Origin of the sequence: Streptosporangium fragile (assembly GCF_039534445.1) — a bacterium.
Lineage (GTDB): Bacteria > Actinomycetota > Actinomycetes > Streptosporangiales > Streptosporangiaceae > Streptosporangium > Streptosporangium fragile.
Genome location: NZ_BAAAVI010000010.1, coordinates 86,462 through 104,462 on the forward strand (window position 1 = coordinate 86,462; position 18,001 = coordinate 104,462).

Sequence of the window (18,001 nt, forward strand, 5' to 3'; positions counted from 1 at the left end):
GTGGGTGGCCCGTCTGCTTTCCCCCTGCCGTACGCGGCAGGCCACCACTGTGAGACCAAAGGAGGCGGGCGTGCAGCTCGTCGTAGGGCGGATCGGCCGCCCGCACGGACTCCGCGGAGACGTGTCCGTCGAGGTGCGCACCGACGATCCGGACAGGCGCTTCGCCCCCGGGGCCACCCTGGCCACCGACCCCGCGTCCGCCGGCCCGCTGGTCGTCGCGTCGCGCCGCTGGCACTCCGGCGTCCTGCTCGTCAGGTTCGAGGGAGTGGCCGACCGCAACCGCGCGGAGGAACTGCGCGGCACCACGCTCGTCATCGACTCGGCCGACATCCCGCCGTCCGACGACCCCGACGAGTTCTACGACCACCAGCTCATCGGCCTGGTCGTCGTCAAGCCCGACGGCGAGCGGGTCGGTGAGGTCGCCGACGTGCTCCACCACGGGCAGGACCTGCTCGTCGTGCGGCGCGGCCGGCAGGAGGTCCTGGTGCCGTTCGTCAAGGCGCTGGTCCCGGTGGTCGACCTCGAACGGGGCCTCCTCACCGTGGACGCCCCGCCCGGCCTGCTCGACCCGGACGAGAGCGTCTGACATGCGCGTCGACATCATCTCGATCTTCCCTGAGTACTTCGCCCCGCTCGACGTCTCCCTCATCGGCAAGGCCCGCGAGCGCGGCATCCTCGACGTCCGCCTGCACCAGCTGCGTGACTGCGCGCACGACGTGCACCGCACCGTCGACGACACCCCGTACGGGGGCGGCCCCGGCATGGTCATGAAGCCGGGCCCGTGGGGCGAGGCCATCGACGCGGTTCTCGCCGCCGATCCCGCCGCGCGGCCCAGGATGATCGTGCCGACCCCCAGCGGGGTGCCCTTCACGCAGAAGCTGGCGCTGGAGTACGCCGCCGAGCCCTGGCTGCTGTTCACCCCCGCCCGCTATGAGGGCATCGACTCCAGGGTGATGGCCGAGTACGGTGCCCGCCTGCGCGTCGACGAGGTCAGCATCGGCGACTACGTCCTCGCCGGGGGAGAGGTGGCCGTGCTGGTCATGATCGAGGCCGTCGGGCGGCTGCTGCCGGGTGTGCTCGGCAACGCCCACTCGGCCGTGGACGACTCGTTCGCGCCGGGTGTGATGGAGAACCTCCTGGAAGGTCCCGTTTACACGAAACCGCCGGAGTGGCGGGGACACGAGGTTCCCGAGATCCTGCTCTCCGGCCACCACGGCAAAATCGCCCGGTGGCGGCGTGACCAGGCACTCCGCCGCACCGCGAAGAACCGTCCCGAACTGCTCGCCGCACTTGCCCCCGAGACCCTGGACAAACACGACCGGCAGGTCCTGTCGGAGCTCGGCCTCCCCGGCTGAGCCCCGTTCGCCGCGCCCGGCCTCCCCGGCCGGGCAGCCCGCTGCCGTCCGCCGGAGCCGACCGTTCTGACCGGTTGATTTCCGGTCGGTCGAGGAAGTATGGCAAACTGAAGCGTTGCCGCTGCCTGCTCGCGGGTCGGCGTGCGTCGCCGGGTAAGACAGTTCCGGCTCCGAGACACAGTCCACTTCAGCACGTGTGTCCATCACGCTGCCGCCCCGTCGCGGCCGGATGGACCTCCGCGTGCACGCGTAAACGAGGTTTCACTGCCATGCACACGCTGATCAGCGAGCTTGAGAAGTCCGCGCTCCGCACCGACATCCCGGACTTCCGGCCTGGTGACACGCTCGAAGTCCACGTCCGCGTCATCGAGGGCAACCGGTCCCGCGTCCAGGTCTTCAAGGGCTTCGTCCTGCGCCGTCAGGGCAGCGGCGCCCGTGAGACCTTCACCGTCCGCAAGGTCAGCTACAGCGTCGGCGTCGAGCGCACCTTCCCGGTGCACAGCCCGGTCATCGAGAAGATCAGCCTCGTGACCCGTGGTGATGTCCGCCGCGCCAAGCTCTACTACATGCGCGACCTGCGCGGCAAGGCCGCCCGTATCCGCGAGAAGCGCGAAGCGCGCTAGCGTCCGGTGGTCGCCGGCGACGGCCCGCGTCCCCTGCGCCAGGGGAGCGGGCCGGTCGTATATAGGGAGGTTTGACCTCCTGCGGCAACATGCATGGCGATGCGGTAGCCCGCCGCGCGACCACTTGGCGTCGCCCATCATCTAGGCTCGTCAGCGATGACTAGCGAAGACCCGGAGTGCGGCGCAGTCTCGCGTCGGCCTGTCGAGGACGAGGTGGACGTGGTCGCCGAAGACACTCAGAAGACCGCCAAGGACGAGAAGGAAAAGAAGAAGGGCTCCTTCTGGAAGGAGTTGCCCGTTCTGGTCGTCGTGGCGCTGGTTCTCGCGCTCGTGATCAAGACCTTCGTCATCCAGGCCTTCTACATCCCGTCCGAGTCGATGGAGAACACTCTCCTGACGAACGATCGGGTCCTGGTCAACAAGCTCGTCTACCGCGTCCGTGACATCGAGCGCGGTGACGTGGTGGTCTTCTCCGGCGTCGACTCCTGGGATCCCGAGGTGGAGCTGGAGGAGCCCTCCAACGCGGTCGCCGGGTTCTTCCGCTGGGTGGGCACCGCCTTCGGCGTGGTGCCCGGTGAGAAGGACTACATCAAGCGGGTCATCGGCGTCGGCGGCGACACGGTGAAGTGCTGCGACGCCAAGGGGCGCGTCACGGTCAACGGGGCGCCGCTCGACGAGGACTACCTCTATCCGGGTGACGTGCCCTCCCAGAAGTTCTTCGAGGTGAAGGTCCCCGAGGGCCGCCTGTGGGTGATGGGCGACCACCGGACGGTCTCCCTCGACTCCCGTTCCCACATGGGAGATCCCGGTGGTGGGACGATCCCGGTGGACAAGGTGGTCGGCCGGGCCTTCGTGATCGTCTGGCCGTTCTCCCGGGCAACGACCCTTTCCATCCCCGACACCTTCAGCCAACCGGCCCTCAATGCCGCCGCGACCGGAGCCGTCCCGCTCCTGGCCGGGTTCGCGGGGGCCGTCCCGCTGGTGCTGTGGCGTCGTCGCCGGCTCTCAAGGCGGTAGCCGAACCTCATGACCGTTGAACCCGAGGTCAACAAGAACGACGAATCCGATAAGAGCGATAAATCCGACAAAAAGGGTAAGTCGGGTAAGGGTAGCCTGCGTGAGTCGGTGTTCCTGCTGGTGTGCGGCGTCGTGGTGGCCGTGCTCCTGCAGGTCTTCGTCTTCCAGTCGTTCTGGATCCCGTCCGAGTCGATGGAGAGAACCCTCCTGGAGGGCGACCGGGTGGCCGTCAACAAGCTGCACGGCGATACCGAGCGCGGCGACATCGTGGTCTTCAAGGGTTGGGACGGTAGAGACACCATCAAACGGGTCATCGCGGTCGGCGGTGACACCGTGAAGTGCTGCGACGCCAAGGGACGCGTCACGGTCAACGGCGTGCCGCTCGACGAGAAGGCCTACCTGCACCCCGACGACTTCCCCTCGGGCGAGGACTTCGAGAAGGTCGTGCCCAAGGGGCGGCTCTGGGTCATGGGCGACCACCGCAGCGCCTCCGCCGACTCGCGCACCCACGAGGAGCAGGAGGGCGACGGGACGATCTCCGAGGACGACGTCATCGGCCGGGCCTTCGCGATCTACTGGCCGTTCTCCCGGGCGACCGTCCTTTCGCGGCCGGAGACCTTCCTCAAGGTCAGATAGCGGTACCGAATACCCCGGATGGGGCGTACTCTCTGCTCATGGTCGCTGTGTCACCGGTGGTGCCATGACGGTCGCGTTTCGCCCCCGGCCCAGCGTGGTCCGGAGGGATTCGGGGCTGTACGGCTACGAACGGGCCCTCACCCGCCGCGGGCTGGGCCCGGTCGCGGGGGTCGACGAGGCCGGGCGGGGCGCCTGCGCGGGGCCGCTGGTGGTCGCCGCGGTGGTGCTCGGCGGCCCGATCGAGGGGCTGGGCGACTCCAAACTGCTGACGGTCTCCCGGCGTGAGGCGCTGTACGAACGGATCACCGTGACCGCCGGGGCGGTGAGCGTGGTGGTGATCCCGCCGGGCGAGATCGACGACCGGGGCCTGCACCGGTCCAACGTCGACGGAATGCGCAGGGCCGTTGCGCGGTTACCCTTTGATCCCGGCTACGTGCTCACCGACGGGTTCCCCGTCCCGGGCCTGCCGGTACCGTCACTCGGCGTCTGGAAGGGCGACCGGGTGGCCGCCTGCGTCGCCGCGGCCTCGATCGTCGCCAAGGTGACGCGGGACAGGATGATGGTCGCGCTGGACGAACGCCATCCCCGGTACGGATTCGCCGTGCACAAGGGGTACGGCACGGCCGATCACCGCAGGGCGCTCAGGGCCTACGGGCCGTGTCCCGACCACCGCTTCTCGTTCTCGACGGTGGCACGGTCGGGGACGGACGAGGCGATGGGCGAGAATGAATGGGGGGCCGGTGTCGCCTGATCGGGTGGACCGGGGTGGTCGTTTGACAGGAGGACCGGTATGAGCGCAGAGGATCTCGAGAAATACGAGACCGAGATGGAACTGCAGCTTTACCGCGAGTACCGCGACGTCGTCGGCCTGTTCACCTACGTCGTCGAGACCGAGCGGCGCTTCTATCTCACCAACTCCGTCGATCTCGACGTCCGCACGGCCGAGAACGGCGACGTGTTCTTCGACGTGAAGATGCAGGACGCCTGGGTCTGGGACATGTACCGCCCGGCGAGGTTCGTCAAGAACGTCCGGGTGGTCACCTTCAAGGACGTGAACGTCGAGGAGCTCGCCAAGGCCGACCTGGAGATGCCCAAGGAGGGCTTCTCCGGCTGAGCCGCGACGCGGCACCCGGGGCCGGCTCCGCGAGCGGTCCCCGTACGATCTCCGAGCGGTGGCGCATGAGCGCGCGGCTGTGCGCGGCAGCGGTGCCCTGAGCGGCGGCGCCCGAGAGCGCGGCGGTGTGCGGGGCCGACGTCCCCGGCGTGGGCAGGGCGTTGTCCACAGCGGTGGTACGCGACCGGCCGGTCATCCACAGAGCCGGATTCGGCTCCTCGGCTCACCGGTCCGGTGAGCCAAGGTCTGGAGCCGGAGGTGGTTCCATGGCCGCGAAAGACGAACTCGGCAAACACGGAGAGCAGGTCGCCGTCGACTATCTGGTCGCGCACGACCTGCAGATTCTGGATCGTAACTGGCGGTGTCCGGACGGGGAGATCGACATCCTCGCCCGCGAGGGGCGCACGCTCGTCGCGGTGGAGGTGAAAACCCGGTCCGGCCGTTCTCACGGCACCGCCTTCGAGGCGGTCACCGAGGAGAAAGTCGCCCGCCTGCGGCGGATCACCGCCAGGTGGCTCCGCGGGAGAGGTGAGCGGTTCGACGCCGTCCGCGTCGACGTCATCGCCCTGGAGCGGTTCGCCGGAGACTTCGCCATCCGCCACGAGCGGGGGGTGGTCTAGAGATGCCTCCCGGGCTGTCCTGGATCGTCCGCCGTCCGCGGGGGTGGTGCAAGTGACCGTCGCCCGCACCCGCTGCGTCGCCCTGGTCGGCGTGACCGGCCATCTCGTGGAGGTCGAGGCCGACATCGGCAGCGGCGTCGCCGGTCTCCACCTCATCGGCATGCTCGACACCGCGCTGAGCGAGGCCCGAGACCGGGTCCGCTCCGCCCTGGTCAACAGTCGCTGCGCCTGGCCCGACGCGCGGATCACCGTCAGCCTGTTCCCCGCCAGCCTGCCCAAGCGGGGAAGCATGTTCGATGTCGCGATCGCCCTGGCGTTGCTCGCGGCCGCGGGGTTCGTGCCCGCCGCCAAGGTCGCCGAGCCGTTCTTCCTGGGCGAACTCGGCCTCGACGGCACGGTCAGGCCGGTGCGGGGCGTTCTCCCCGCCGTGCTGGCGGCCGTCGCCGCCGGTGCCCGCACCGTGGTGGTCCCCGTGGGCAACGCCGCCGAGGCCGGCCTCGTGCCGGACGTGACGGTGATCCCCGCCACCAGCTTGAGCCACCTGGTGGGCTGGTTGCGCGACGGCGACCCGGCGGGCGGGCTCCCGATCCCCGCCGGGGGACGCGGCCCCGGCGCGACCCGCTCTCTTCCGCCGGGCGGCTCGGGTGCGGCCGTCCCCGACCTGGGCGACGTCGCCGGTCAGCCCCTCGCCCGCCGCGCCCTGGAGGTCTGCGCCGCGGGCGGGCACAACCTGTGGATGCTGGGCCCGCCCGGCACGGGCAAGACCATGCTGGCCGAGCGTCTGCCCACGCTCCTGCCCGATCTGGTGCCGGACCAGGCACTGGAGGTCACCGCCATCCACTCGGTCGCCGGCACGCTGCCCGGTGACCGGCCCCTGCTGTCCCGCCCGCCGTTCGTGGCGCCCCACCACACCGCGACCGTCGCGTCCGTCATCGGCGGCGGCAGCGGGGCGGTCCGCCCGGGCGCGGTCTCCCTCGCCCATCGCGGTGTGCTCTTCCTGGACGAGGCCCCGGAATTTCCGATGACCGTGCTCGACGCGCTCAGGCAACCGCTCGAATCGGGGCAGGTGACGATCTCCAGGGCGCTGGGCTCGGTCACCTTCCCCGCCAGGTTCATGCTGGTGCTCGCCGCCAACAGGTGCCCGTGCGCACGGCCGTCCACCCCCGGCGACCCGTGCGGCTGCACCCCGGCTGCCCGCCGCCGCTATCTCTCCAGGCTCTCCGGCCCGCTGCTCGACCGCGTCGACGTCAAGGTCACCCTGTACCGGTCGACCCGGCGCGAGCTCCTTGCCGACCGCCGGTTCATCGAGCCGAGCCGGGTGGTGGCCGAGCGGGTGCTGCTCGCGCGCGAGCGCGCCGCGAAGCGGTTCGCGCACACGCCGTGGCGGTGCAACGCGGAGATGCCCACCGGCGCGCTCCACGGCGAATACCGGCCGGCGCCGTCGGCGATGTCGCCGTTGCTCCAGCACCTCGACAGCGGCCGGTTGAGCGCCCGAGGTCTCGACCGCGTGCTCCGCCTGGCCTGGACGGTGGCCGACCTCGGCGGCAAGGACCGGCCCGAGCTCCGCGAGACCACCTCGGCGCTCGGTCTGTGGCTGGGGGAGGAGCGGTGAGCGACAGGCTCGCACGGGTCACCCTGATGCGTCTGGCAGAGCCGGGCGACACCGTCATGGGCAGGCTCGTCGCCCTCCGCGGTCCGCGCGCCGCCGTCGCGCAGGTCCGTGACAGGATCGTCGACCCCGAACTGGCCCGCTGGTTCGTCACCACTCACCGCCGCCCCGCCGCTTCCGACCGGCCCCGGCCGGGACCTCCGCCTGGCGCCTCCCACCCGCCCGGCGTCCCCTCCGGGCCATCGGACGGGAGATCTGCGCCGGAGACCGGAACGGAAGGCTTCCGGGACGGGCCGTCCGGGCCCGTCGACGGCCGCCCCGGGGCGCGGGCCGGGGCGCGAGGGTTCCCTGCCGGGGCACCGGAACCCGTCGCCGACGGGTGGAGGCCGGGCGACGGGGGATCGTCCCTGCCCGGTGAACGTGACGCACGGCTCGCGGCCAGGCTCGACCGGATGATCGCCTCCTGGGCGGCCAGGTTGGAGACGGCCGACGCCGGGCGTGACCTGGCCGACGGCGAGCGGGTAGGGGCCAGGCTCGTGATCCCCGGCGACCCCGAGTGGCCGACCCAGCTGGACGACCTGGGCGATGCCCGGCCCTACGCCCTCTGGCTCCACGGCGACGCCGACCTCCGGTTCTCCTGCCTCCGTTCCGTCGCCGTGGTCGGCTCCCGGGCCGCCACCCCGTACGGCACGCACATGGCCACGGAGTTCGGGACCGGGCTGGGCGAGAGGGGGTGGGGCGTCGTCTCGGGCGGCGCGTACGGGATCGACGGGGCGGCGCACCGCGGCGCCCTCGCCTGCGAGGCCCCGACCGTCGTCGTGCTCGCCTGCGGCGCCGACATCGCCTATCCCGGCGCGCACCAGCAGTTGTTCGCGGCGGTGCGCTCGCAGGGCGTGCTGGTGAGCGAGTGCCCGATGGGCGCCCACCCGACCCGGCCGCGGTTCCTGGTGCGCAACCGGCTCATCGCGGCCCTGTCCAGAGGCACTGTGGTCATCGAGGCGGCGCTGCGCAGCGGGGCGCTCAACACCGCCGGGCACGCGGTCGCGCTCAACCGCCACCTGGCCGCGGTACCGGGGCCGGTGACCTCGGAGACCTCAGCCGGGTGCCACCGGCTGATCCGCGAGGGCCGAGCCACGTGCGTCACCACTCCGGAGGAGATGATCGATCTCGTTGGGGCGATGGGCGAAGACCTGGCCCCCGAGCCGCGCGGTCCGGTTCTTCCCCGCGACCTGCTCGACCCGGAGACCCGGCGCGTCCTGGAAGCGGTGCCCGCCCGAGCGGGGGCGGGCCCGGCGACGATAGCGGTGGCCGCGGGCGTCGACCTGGACACCGTGCTCTCCTGCCTGGGCGTCCTGGCCGCCGCAGGCTACGTCGAACGCGTCTCCCGGGGCTGGCGCCTGCGCGCACACCGCCCTCCCGGTGACTGAGCCCCCTCGCCTCCGGGTGTCTCCCCGCCGTCGGACGTCTCCTCGCCGGGACCCGCACGCCGGAGCGGATCGAGGCGACGTCCGGGTCGCCAGGCCGGAGAGGCGCGGTTCGGGGGAAGGACCGCGCCCTTCCGATCGATGCCGTCATCCGCCCGGTTGAGGGGGGCGGAGGGGCCACAGGGGGAGCAGCCTGACCTGGCCGTGGCCGAGGAGGAGCAGGGGATCGAGATACATGCGGTCGCGGAGCAGGCCCCAGTGCAGGCACGGGACAGGGCAGTGGCCGGGAGCGTCCTGGAGAACACCGATCACCTCTCCGGCGACCACGGCCTGACCGCGCCGTACGGTGGGCCGCACGGGCAGGTAGGTCGTCCGGAGGCCGCCGGGGTGGAGCACGGTCACCACACCTCGTCCCGCCAGGGGCCCGGCGTAACCGACCGTCCCCGCCCCGGCGGCCCGGACCCCGGTGCCGGGCCGCGCGTCGAGATCGATGCCTCGGTGACCGGCCAGCCACGGTTGCGCCGGGGGTGCGAAACCCCGGAGCACCCGTGGCCGCCCGGTGATGGGCCACTCCCACCGTGGGGAAGGCGATGATGACGGAGTACCGCCCGCACCCGTTACGCCGCTCGTCTCCTGGGGAGCGGCGGTGCGGCCGGGCGGGTCGGGAGCGCCGCCCGGTGGGGTGGCCAGGAGCAGAGCGGGGAGCAGGGCTCGCGCCGCAAAGGTGTGGAGGGAGTTCACACCTGTGAGCATGGCGCCCCTGGCAGGCCCGGCCCGCGCCGAACGTGGTTCTGTGGACAGAGCCGGGTCGGGGCGCGGTGAATGGGCGTCCAGGCACGGCGGCGGAGGATCCCTGTCCGGACGGGCCGGTGTTCCCGGCGATGTCGCAGGCTCGGGCGCACCTGCCGTGAAGCCCCGTGGGAGGCTGGTGAAGATCTGGGGAGACGCATGGGTGAGAGACGCGTGATCGAAGACCGCATCCGCGAGCTGAGGGCTGAGGTCGGGGTCGAGCTGCCCCGGGTCCGGGTGACGGGGGACGACCCGGTGCTGCCCTCCGTTTTCCGGGTCGGCACCGCCGCCGCCGTCGCCGTCGGGGCCGCCACCGCGGCGGCCGCCGCTTTTGCCAGGGGTGTTGTTCTTCCGGAGAGTGCCGCGGAGGGTGCGCGGGAGGCCCCGGTGAGGGTGCCGGAGGGTGCGCGGGAGGCCCCGATGGGGGTGCCGGAAGGTGGTGGGGAATCACGGGAGGCCCCGGTGGGGGCGCCGGAGGGTGAGGTCGACGTGCGGGCGGCGGCAGTCGCCTTCCGCGACGAGCGCTACTTCAGGATCGGTGGAGCCGCCGAGGATCCGTGGGCGCCGCTCTCCGGTGACTACCGGACCGCGGACGGCTGGGTGCGCCTGCACTGCAACTTCGACCACCATCGCGACGCGGCGCTCGCGGTGCTGGGCCTGCCCGCCGGATCGGGCAGGGAGGACGTCGTCCGGGCGTGCGCGGGCCTCACCGCGGTCGGGATCGAGGAGGCTGTGACGGCGGCCGGGGGATGCGCCGCGGCCATGCGGAGCCGTGCCGAGTGGTTCCGTCACCCGCACGCCTCGGCGGTCGCCGCCGCACCCCTCGTCGATCTGGCCCGGATCGGCGGTTCCGGCGACGAGTGCTCGGGCGGGGCCTCGGTACCGGACAGCGGTGTGTACGCGCTGGAAAGGGCTCATGCGCCGGACAGGGAGCGGCCACTGGACGGGGTGCGGGTGCTGGACCTGACCAGGGTGGTCGCGGGGCCGGTGGCGACGCGGGCCCTGGCCGCGTACGGGGCGCAGGTGCTCAGGGTGGGCGCCGCGCACCTGCCCGAGGTGCCGGGGCTGGTGGTCGGCACGGCGTTCGGCAAGCGGTCCTGCCACCTCGACCTGCGGACCCCGGAGGGCAGGGACGCGTTGCGCGACCTGGTCGCGGAGGCGGACGTGTTCGTGCAGTCGTACCGGCCCGGCGCCCTCGACGCGCTGGGTTTCGGACACCGCGAGCTGGCCGCGGTCAGGCCGGGAATCGTGTGCGTGGACATCTCGGCGTACGGGACACGGGGACCGTGGGCGGGCCGGCGGGGGTTCGACAGCCTGGTGCAGATGGCGTGCGGCATCGCTCACGAGGGGGGCGACGGTTCCCGGCCGTGCCCGCTGCCCGCGCAGGTTCTCGACCACGCCACCGGCTACCTGGCGGCCTTCGGAGCCATGGCCGCGCTGCTGCGGCGATCCGCGGAGGGGGGGTCGTGGCGGGTGCGGCTCTCCCTGGCCCGTACCGCGCTGTGGCTGGACGGCCTGGGCCGGGTCGACGGCGCCGGCACGCCGGAACCCGAGGCCGCCGACCTGCTCGGCGAGATGGACAGTGCTTTCGGCAGGCTCACCTATGTCCGGCCGCCCGGTTCGGTCGGCGGTGTCCCGCCGCGCTGGTCGAGCCCGCCGCCCCGGCCGGGGGAACACCCGCCCGCCTGGTGGTGAGGCGATCCGCGCGACCCCGCACGGCCTCGGAGGAGACCCGGTCCCCGGGGCCGTCCTGCGGTGTCTCGGCGGTGTGAGCCGCCGAGGGCGGCCCCGGGCGGGGAACTGACAGGGGAGAACGGACCCGCCCGCGGCGTACGCTCCCGGTTCGGGGCCCGATCGTCCGCGGGCCGCCGTTCGCCGGGTCTCCTGATCTCCGTGGAATCTTCAGGTCCCGATCCCCGGGATCCCGGCCGGGCCGTTCACCGGGTCACGGGGCCGCCGGTCCGGCGGTGCGGCGCAGCGGGGAGAGCAGCAGCGGGGGAATGACGATCATCCCCGCGGCGCAGATCCAGAACACCGGGCGCAGGCCGAGCAGTTCGCCGAGGAGACCGCCGGCCAGGCCTCCCAGCGTCATGACGCCCTGCATGGCGAACGACGTGGTGGCGCTGACCCGGCCGCGCAGGTTCTCCGGGGCCTCGCGGAGGACGATCGCGCCGAAGCAGGTGGCGAAGGTCACGATGGCCACCCCGGTGACCAGGGTGCTGCCCGCCAGAAGCAGGAACTCGGCCCAGAGCGGCCCGGCGGCGAGCGCGACGGCCAGGTAGTTGAGCGGGAAGGCCAGCGCCGCGTGAACGAGTATCCGGTCCTCGCCGAACCGCCTGACCAGGCGAGGGGTGAGGACCGCCCCGATCAGGCCGCCCGCGCCGAAGAGAGCGGTGAGCGCTCCGACCAGGCCACCCGGCAGGCCGAGCGTGCCGAGCGCGTAGAGGATGAAGAGCGCCATGTAGACGGCGGCGAAGAAGTTGACCGTGATGGCGGCGCCGCTGACCGCGCGGAGCGTCGGGTGCCCCAGCACGGTGGACAGGCCCTCGCGGACCTCGGCCCACATGCCGCGCGCGGGGGCGGGCGTGTGGTCCTCGGGCGCGTCGATCGCCCTGAGCAGGAACGCCGACACCAGGAACGACAGCGCGTCGACGGCCATCGCGAGCGGGGCCGTGACCGTCTGGACGAGCAGTCCCGCCAGGCCCGGACCACCGACGCTGGACAGCGCGTAGGCCGACTGGAGCCCGGCGAGCGCCTCGGTTCGCTGGCTCTCGTGGACGACCGCGGTGATGTGCGGGAAGCTCAGCGTCCGGAACAGCATCGCGCAGGCGCTCACCACGAACTCCACCGCGATCAGCCACGGCACGGTCAGCAGCCCGGCGATCCAGGCAAGGGGGATCGTGCCCACGGCGGTGGCGGCGGCCACCTCGCAGGCGATCATGACCGGCCGGCGCCGGCGCAGCCGGTCGGCGACGGCGCCCGCCTGGAGTCCGATCAGCAGGTACGGCAGCGACGCCGCGGCGGTGAGCAGGCCCATCTGGGCGGCGGAGGCGCCGAGCAGCGCGGCGGCCGTCATCGGCACCGCCAGCCGGGAGACCTCCGTGCCGGTGTCGGAGACGACGCGGGCGGAGAACAGCAACCGGTAATCGCGCTGCTTACGCAAGGGGACTGGCTGCAACACGGGGCTCACCGAAACTTCTGAAGGGAACGCTTCACATCTATGAAGCTAATCCTTCATAGATGTGAAGGCAATACTTCAGACCTGGGTTGGGTACGGTTTGGCCATGACCGACACGAAGTCGCTCAGCGATCCCAGGGCGATGCGGGCGCTGGCGCACCCAGCGCGGCTGGCGATCCTGAACCGGCTCAACAGTGAGGGGTCCGCCACGGCGACCGAGGTCGCCGAAGTCGTCGGCGTCACCCCGAGCGCGGCCAGCTACCACCTGCGGATGCTCGCCAAGTACGGCTTCGTCGAGGACGCGCCCCCGCGCGGCGACGGCAGGGAGCGCCTGTGGCGGGTCGGCCCCGGGAGCATCGCCGTCGCCCCCGAGCCCGAGGACACGCCCGAGGTCCGGGCGGCCAAGGACCTGCTGATCAAGGTGATGCGCGACCAGGCCGTCGACGAGATGGGCCGGGCGCTCGCCAACCATGACCGCGAGTCTCGCGAGTGGCGGGAGGCCGCGGTGTTCCAGCGGGCGGTCCTGCTGGTCGACGCCGAGGAGCTCAAGCGGCTGAGCGAGCGCATCGACGAGCTTCTCGCCCCGTACCTGACCACCGTCAGGAGCCGGGCGGAGGCCCCGAGCGGGGCGCGGATCTCCGAGGCGCAGATCAACCTCTTCCCCCGCGTCGAGCGCCGGCCGCACGGTCTGCCACGTGATAGTTAGTTGATGGTGGTTTGACGCGCGAAGGTCAAGTGGAGGCGTGGTTACGGGTACACTTTTCGATGGCCTGTGAGACACGGGCCGACTTCGCATGCCCCGTCAAGGACCTCGGCCTCTCGGTCCGGGTGAGAGCCCGGCTGGACCAGGTCCGGGGCATCAGGGCGGCAGCCGCGGGCTGCCGCGCAGAACCGAGAGCCGCGCCCAGTGATGGGCGCCCCGACCTGGAGGACAATCACATGTCCACCCCCGTCGTCACCATGCGACAGCTGCTCGAGAGCGGCGTTCACTTCGGCCACCAGACCCGTCGCTGGAACCCGAAGATGAAGCGCTTCATCTTCACCGAGCGCAACGGCATCTACATCATCGACCTCCAGAAGTCGCTGTCGTACATCGACCGTGCTTACGACTTCGTCAAGGAGACCGTCGCGCACGGTGGCACGATCATGTTCATCGGCACCAAGAAGCAGGCGCAGGAGGCCATCGCCGAGCAGGCGGCCCGCGTCGGCATGCCGTACGTCAACCAGCGCTGGCTGGGTGGCATGCTCACCAACTTCTCCACCGTGCACAAGCGGCTCCAGCGCCTGAAGGAGCTGGAGGAGCTCGACTTCGACAACGTGGCCGGCTCCGGCCTCACGAAGAAGGAGCTCCTCATGCGCCGCCGCGAGAAGGAGAAGCTGGAGCGCACCCTCGGCGGCATCCGTGACATGTCCCGGATCCCCAGCGCGGTGTGGGTCGTCGACACCAAGAAGGAGCACATCGGGATCAGCGAGGCCCGCAAGCTCAACATCCCGGTCGTCGCCATCCTCGACACCAACTGCGACCCGGACGAGGTCGACTACCCGATCCCGGGTAACGACGACGCCATCCGCGCCGTCGGCCTGCTGACCCGCGTCGTCGCCGACGCCGTCGCCGCCGGCCTCATGGCCCGCGCGGGTGCCAACCGCGGCGACGACAAGCCGGCCGTCGCCGGCGGCGCCGAGCCGCTGGCCGAGTGGGAGCAGGAGCTTCTCCGCGGCGCCGAGGCCGCCCCGGCCGCCGAGGCCGAGACCGCCGAGGCCGCCCCGGCCGCCGAGGCCCCCGCTGCCGAGGCCGAGACCGCCGAGGCCCCCGCCGCCGAGGCCCCCGCTGCCGAGGCCGACGCCGAGAAGCAGGCCTAGGTCCTTCTCGTACGGCCTGGCCGTACGACTCGCACGACCTTTCACGGGTGGGTGCGCCCCTACGGGGTACACCCACCCGATCCACGACGATTCCCACGAGGAAAAAGACAATGGCTTCCGTGAACATGGCCGACGTCAAGCGGCTTCGTGAGCTGACCGCCGCCGGCATGATGGACTGCAAGAAGGCGCTGGAGGAGGCTGAGGGCGACTTCGACCGCGCCGTCGAGATCCTCCGCCTCAAGGGCGCCAAGGACGTCGGCAAGCGTGAGGCCCGCACCGCCTCCAACGGTCTGGTCGCCCTGAAGCAGGACGGCGACTCCGCCGCCGCGCTGCTGGAGCTCAACTGCGAGACCGACTTCGTCGCCAAGGGTGAGCGCTTCCAGGAGCTCGCGGCCCAGGTCGTCGCGCACATCCTGGCCATCCGTCCCGCCGACGTGCCTTCGCTGCTGGAGTCCGAGCTCGACGGCAAGAGCGTCAAGACGCACCTCGACGAGGCCAACGCCGCGCTCGGTGAGAAGATCGAGATCCGTCGCTTCGCCGTGCTCGAAGGCGGCTTCATCGGCGCCTACATGCACAAGACCGACCCCCAGCTGCCCCCGGCGGTCGGCGTGCTCGTGCAGCTCGACACCGCCAACGCCGAGGTCGCCAAGGACATCGCGCAGCACGCCGCCGCGATGGCTCCCAAGTACCTCAGCCCGGCCGAGGTCCCCGCTGACGTCGTCGAGAAGGAGCGCGCGCTCTTCGAGGAGATGACCCGCGAGGAGGGCAAGCCCGAGGCCGCCATCGGCAAGATCGTCGACGGCCGCATCAACGGCTGGTACCGCGACTTCACCCTGCTTGAGCAGGCTTTCGTCAAGGACAACAAGAAGTCCGTCGCCAAGTTCGCTGACGAGAACGGCGTCAAGGTCCAGGCCTTCGTCCGCTTCAAGGTCGGCCAGGCTTAATTCTTGATCCCAGCTCTTCGAGCAGAGCACCAAACGAGGAGGCCGCCGCCGTGCAGGAGAACTCAGGACCCGCTACGTCGGCGGTTTCGTCGTCTACGGACCCGCTCCGCTGGAAGCGGGTGATGTTGAAGCTGTCCGGCGAGGCGTTCGCCGGTGGTGACCCGATGGGCATCGACCCGGCGGTGGTCGGCCACCTGGCCGACTCGATCGCCGAGGCCGTCCGCGGGGGCGTGCAGGTCTCTGTCGTCGTCGGCGGGGGCAACATGTTCCGCGGCGCGGCTCTCGCCGCGAGTGGCTTGGACCGTGCCCGGGCGGACTACATGGGCATGCTCGGCACGGTCATCAACTGCCTTGCCCTCCAGGACTTCCTGGAGAAGCGCGGCATCGACACCCGCGTCCAGACGGCCATCACCATGCAGCAGGTCGCCGAGCCGTTCCTGCCCCGTCGCGCCATCCGCCACCTGGAGAAGGGGCGCGTGGTCATCTTCGGGGCGGGTCTCGGCTCGCCGTTCTTCTCCACCGACACCTGTGCCGCACAGCGCGCCCTGGAGATCGGCGCCCAGGCACTGCTCAAGGGCACCCAGGTGGACGGCGTCTATGACGCCGACCCCCGCAAGAACCCCGACGCCGTCCGGTTCGACCACCTCGAATACGGTGAGGTCCTGACCCGCGGCCTCGGAGTCATGGACGCCACCGCCATCAGCCTGTGCATGGACAACAACCTGCCCATCGTGGTCTTCGACCTCATGGGCGAGGGCAACATTCTGCGGGCCGTGCGTGGTGAGAAGATCGGCACGCTGGTCAGTCCGGCAGGATGACAGGGAGCGAGCCCGACGTAGCGAGCGGAGTGGTACGCGACGCCAGGAGCGTGCCGCGCCGTGAGCGAGGAGCGGTGAGCGACCGGAAGACTAGGGTGCGAACCTGACATGGCGTGCTGAACGGTACGCGATCGTGGCGGTCCGGGATGGGCCTCCGGGCGGTGGCGTACCGCGCAGTGCGTGAGGATGGTGAGTGACCGAGAAGACAGGGAGCGAGCCCGACGTAGCGAGCGGAGTGGTACGCGAGGTAGGAGCGTCCCGCGAAGCGAGTGAGGAGTGGTGAGCGACCGAAAAGACAGGGAGCGAGCCCGACGTAGCGAGCGGAGTGGTACGCGAGGTAGGAGCGTCCCGCGAAGCGAGTGAGGAGTGGTGAGCGACCGAAAAGACAGGGAGCGAGCCCGACGTAGCGAGCGGAGTGGTACGCGAGGTAGGAGCGTGCCGCGACGTGAGCGAGGAGCGGTGAGCGACCAGGAGACAGGGAGCCGCTGTGATCGACGAAACCCTCCTCGAAGCCGAGGAAAAGATGGAGAAGGCCGTGTCGGTGGCGAAGGAGGACTTCGCCGGCATCCGCACGGGCCGCGTCACCCCATCGATGTTCAACAAGATCACCGCCGAGTACTACGGGACGCCCACCCCTATTCAGCAGCTTGCCTCGTTCCATGTTCCCGAGGCGCGCATGGTCGTCATCCAGCCGTTCGACAAGAGCTCGATGGCCGCGATCGAGAAGGCGATCCGCAACTCGGATCTCGGCGTGAACCCCGGAAACGACGGCCAGGTTATCCGCGTGGCCTTCCCCGAGTTGTCGGAGGAGCGCCGCAAGGAGTACATCAAGGTCGCGCGGAACAAGGCTGAGCAGTCCAGGGTCTCCATCCGTAACATTCGCCGCCACGCCAAGGAGACCCTTGACAAGATGGTCAAGGACGGCGAGGCCGGGGAGGACGAGGTGCGCCGGGCGGAGAAAGAGCTCGACGATCTCACCCAGAGGCACGTCGCCAAGATCGACGAGCTGCTCAAGCACAAGGAATCCGAGCTGCTTGAGGTTTGAGCCATGATCCTTGTCCCGTGCGGGCCGTCTGTGCGGGGCAAGGATTTTGCGTATGCATGAAAGTAGGACCCCCTGTGGAACCCGTGGCGGGCAGTAGCCGTACCGGCCGGAATCTCCCCGTCGCGGTGGCGGTGGGCGTCGGCCTGGCCGTGGTCATCATCGCCTCCCTCTACTTCGTAAAGGAGCTCTTCCTCGCGGTCGTCATCGCCGCGGTGGGGCTCGGGGTGGCGGAACTCGTCCGATCGTTCGCCGAACGGGAGATCAAGGTCCCTTTCGTTCCGGTTCTGGTGGGTATGGCCGCCATGGTCACCGGCGCCTACTGGGGCGGCACCGCTTGGCTGGTCGGCGTTTTCGCGATGACCGTGCTCGTGCTGCTGATGTGGCGGATGTTTCAGGGCACCGAAGGGTATGTCCGCGACGTCGCCGCGACCATCCTGGTCACCGTTTACCCGTCGATGCTCGTCGGGTTCGTGGCGCTGCTGCTCTCCCATCCGGGGGAGGGCGCGGACCAGGTTGTCGTCTTCATCGCCACCACGGCCGCGAGTGACATCGGCGGATACTTCGCCGGGATCCTCTTCGGCAAGCACAAGATGTCCCCGCTGATCAGCCCGAAGAAGACGTGGGAGGGCTTCGCCGGGTCGGCGCTGGCCTGCATGGCGGTGGGCGGCTGGCTGGTGGCGTGGCTGCTGGAGGCGGCGGTCTGGAAGGGCGTGGTGATCGGCGCGGTCGTGGTGGTCTTCGCGACGCTCGGTGACCTGGTCGAGTCGGTGATCAAGCGCGATCTCGGCGTCAAGGACATGAGCAGTGTGCTGCCCGGCCACGGCGGGATGATGGACCGTCTGGACTCCCTGGTGGCAGCGGTGATCCCGGTCTGGATCCTGCTCACTCTCCTGGTTTGAGTCGTTTTGTCATGATTGCTGAGGCATAGCCAACACCGGTCCTGTCCGTGCAGGCCTCGTCGGCGCGGAC

The 18,001-nt window shown here is 70.8% G+C and carries 19 protein-coding genes; 17 read left to right on the forward strand and 2 right to left on the reverse strand.

All coding sequences use genetic code 11. The features are described 5' to 3' along the window. Nucleotides 1-70 precede the first annotated feature (70 nt). The 10 genes from rimM to dprA all read left to right on the forward strand — a co-directional run bounded on the left by rimM (nucleotide 71) and on the right by dprA (nucleotide 8,401). The gene (gene rimM, locus ABD841_RS09210) at nucleotides 71-586 is read left to right on the forward strand and encodes a ribosome maturation factor RimM (RefSeq protein ID WP_344969743.1); all 516 of its coding nucleotides are present in this window, start codon (nucleotides 71-73) and stop codon (nucleotides 584-586) included. 1 nt (nucleotide 587) lies between these two features. Continuing rightward, a complete protein-coding gene (trmD, locus tag ABD841_RS09215) occupies nucleotides 588-1,355 on the forward strand; it encodes a tRNA (guanosine(37)-N1)-methyltransferase TrmD (RefSeq protein ID WP_344969745.1) in 768 nt (255 codons plus the stop codon). 269 nt (nucleotides 1,356-1,624) lie between these two features. Then, a complete protein-coding gene (gene rplS / locus ABD841_RS09220) occupies nucleotides 1,625-1,978 on the forward strand; it encodes a 50S ribosomal protein L19 (protein ID WP_344969746.1) in 354 nt (117 codons plus the stop codon). 156 nt (nucleotides 1,979-2,134) lie between these two features. Next, nucleotides 2,135-2,995 carry a signal peptidase I gene (gene lepB, locus ABD841_RS09225; RefSeq protein ID WP_344969748.1) on the forward strand — a complete coding sequence of 287 codons (861 nt, stop codon included), beginning with the start codon at nucleotides 2,135-2,137 and terminating at the stop codon, nucleotides 2,993-2,995. 9 nt (nucleotides 2,996-3,004) lie between these two features. Continuing rightward, nucleotides 3,005-3,631 carry a signal peptidase I gene (lepB, locus tag ABD841_RS09230; protein ID WP_344969749.1) on the forward strand — a complete coding sequence of 209 codons (627 nt, stop codon included), beginning with the start codon at nucleotides 3,005-3,007 and terminating at the stop codon, nucleotides 3,629-3,631. A 64-nt stretch (nucleotides 3,632-3,695) separates the two neighbouring features. Then, the gene (locus ABD841_RS09235) at nucleotides 3,696-4,382 is read left to right on the forward strand and encodes a ribonuclease HII (RefSeq protein WP_344969751.1); all 687 of its coding nucleotides are present in this window, start codon (nucleotides 3,696-3,698) and stop codon (nucleotides 4,380-4,382) included. A 39-nt stretch (nucleotides 4,383-4,421) separates the two neighbouring features. Next, the gene (locus ABD841_RS09240; RefSeq protein ID WP_026215037.1) at nucleotides 4,422-4,745 is read left to right on the forward strand and encodes a DUF2469 domain-containing protein; all 324 of its coding nucleotides are present in this window, start codon (nucleotides 4,422-4,424) and stop codon (nucleotides 4,743-4,745) included. A gap of 266 nt (nucleotides 4,746-5,011) precedes the next feature. After that, complete coding sequence (locus tag ABD841_RS09245; protein ID WP_344969753.1) at nucleotides 5,012-5,365, forward strand: YraN family protein; 354 nt, start codon at nucleotides 5,012-5,014, stop codon at nucleotides 5,363-5,365. A 52-nt stretch (nucleotides 5,366-5,417) separates the two neighbouring features. Continuing rightward, nucleotides 5,418-6,977 carry a YifB family Mg chelatase-like AAA ATPase gene (locus tag ABD841_RS09250; RefSeq protein ID WP_344969754.1) on the forward strand — a complete coding sequence of 520 codons (1,560 nt, stop codon included), beginning with the start codon at nucleotides 5,418-5,420 and terminating at the stop codon, nucleotides 6,975-6,977. Continuing rightward, nucleotides 6,974-8,401: a DNA-processing protein DprA gene (gene dprA / locus ABD841_RS09255; protein ID WP_344969756.1), complete on the forward strand. Its 1,428-nt coding sequence runs from the start codon at nucleotides 6,974-6,976 to the stop codon at nucleotides 8,399-8,401. Before ABD841_RS09250 ends, dprA begins: the two co-directional genes overlap by 4 nt. 144 nt (nucleotides 8,402-8,545) lie before the next feature. Here dprA and ABD841_RS09260 read toward each other — a convergent pair whose 3' ends face one another. After that, complete coding sequence (locus ABD841_RS09260) at nucleotides 8,546-9,151, reverse strand: murein hydrolase activator EnvC family protein (RefSeq protein WP_344969757.1); 606 nt, start codon at nucleotides 9,149-9,151, stop codon at nucleotides 8,546-8,548. A gap of 195 nt (nucleotides 9,152-9,346) precedes the next feature. Between ABD841_RS09260 and ABD841_RS09265 the strand changes: the two genes are divergently transcribed. Continuing rightward, nucleotides 9,347-10,882, forward strand: coding sequence for a CoA transferase (locus ABD841_RS09265; protein ID WP_344969759.1), 1,536 nt, complete (start codon nucleotides 9,347-9,349; stop codon nucleotides 10,880-10,882). Nucleotides 10,883-11,132: 250 nt separating this feature from the next. Here the strand turns inward: ABD841_RS09265 and ABD841_RS09270 are convergent, their stop codons facing one another. Beyond that, nucleotides 11,133-12,350, reverse strand: coding sequence for an MFS transporter (locus ABD841_RS09270; RefSeq protein WP_344969761.1), 1,218 nt, complete (start codon nucleotides 12,348-12,350; stop codon nucleotides 11,133-11,135). Nucleotides 12,351-12,471: 121 nt separating this feature from the next. On the opposite strand from ABD841_RS09270, the gene ABD841_RS09275 reads away from it, so the two are divergent. The 6 genes from ABD841_RS09275 to ABD841_RS09300 all read left to right on the forward strand — a co-directional run bounded on the left by ABD841_RS09275 (nucleotide 12,472) and on the right by ABD841_RS09300 (nucleotide 17,931). Beyond that, on the forward strand, nucleotides 12,472-13,071 hold the full coding sequence (locus ABD841_RS09275) for an ArsR/SmtB family transcription factor (protein ID WP_344969763.1): 600 nt from the start codon (nucleotides 12,472-12,474) through the stop codon (nucleotides 13,069-13,071). 233 nt (nucleotides 13,072-13,304) lie between these two features. Next, nucleotides 13,305-14,225, forward strand: a complete 921-nt coding sequence (rpsB, locus tag ABD841_RS09280; RefSeq protein ID WP_344969764.1) for a 30S ribosomal protein S2 — start codon at nucleotides 13,305-13,307, stop codon at nucleotides 14,223-14,225. 110 nt (nucleotides 14,226-14,335) lie between these two features. Then, a complete protein-coding gene (tsf, locus tag ABD841_RS09285; RefSeq protein WP_344969766.1) occupies nucleotides 14,336-15,169 on the forward strand; it encodes a translation elongation factor Ts in 834 nt (277 codons plus the stop codon). A gap of 122 nt (nucleotides 15,170-15,291) precedes the next feature. After that, entirely contained in the window at nucleotides 15,292-15,987 is a 696-nt protein-coding gene (gene pyrH / locus ABD841_RS09290) for a UMP kinase (RefSeq protein ID WP_344969768.1), read from the forward strand. A gap of 487 nt (nucleotides 15,988-16,474) precedes the next feature. Further along, the gene (gene frr, locus ABD841_RS09295; RefSeq protein ID WP_344969769.1) at nucleotides 16,475-17,032 is read left to right on the forward strand and encodes a ribosome recycling factor; all 558 of its coding nucleotides are present in this window, start codon (nucleotides 16,475-16,477) and stop codon (nucleotides 17,030-17,032) included. Nucleotides 17,033-17,088: 56 nt separating this feature from the next. Continuing rightward, nucleotides 17,089-17,931: a phosphatidate cytidylyltransferase gene (locus ABD841_RS09300; RefSeq protein WP_344969771.1), complete on the forward strand. Its 843-nt coding sequence runs from the start codon at nucleotides 17,089-17,091 to the stop codon at nucleotides 17,929-17,931. The last annotated feature ends 70 nt before the right edge of the window (nucleotides 17,932-18,001 follow it).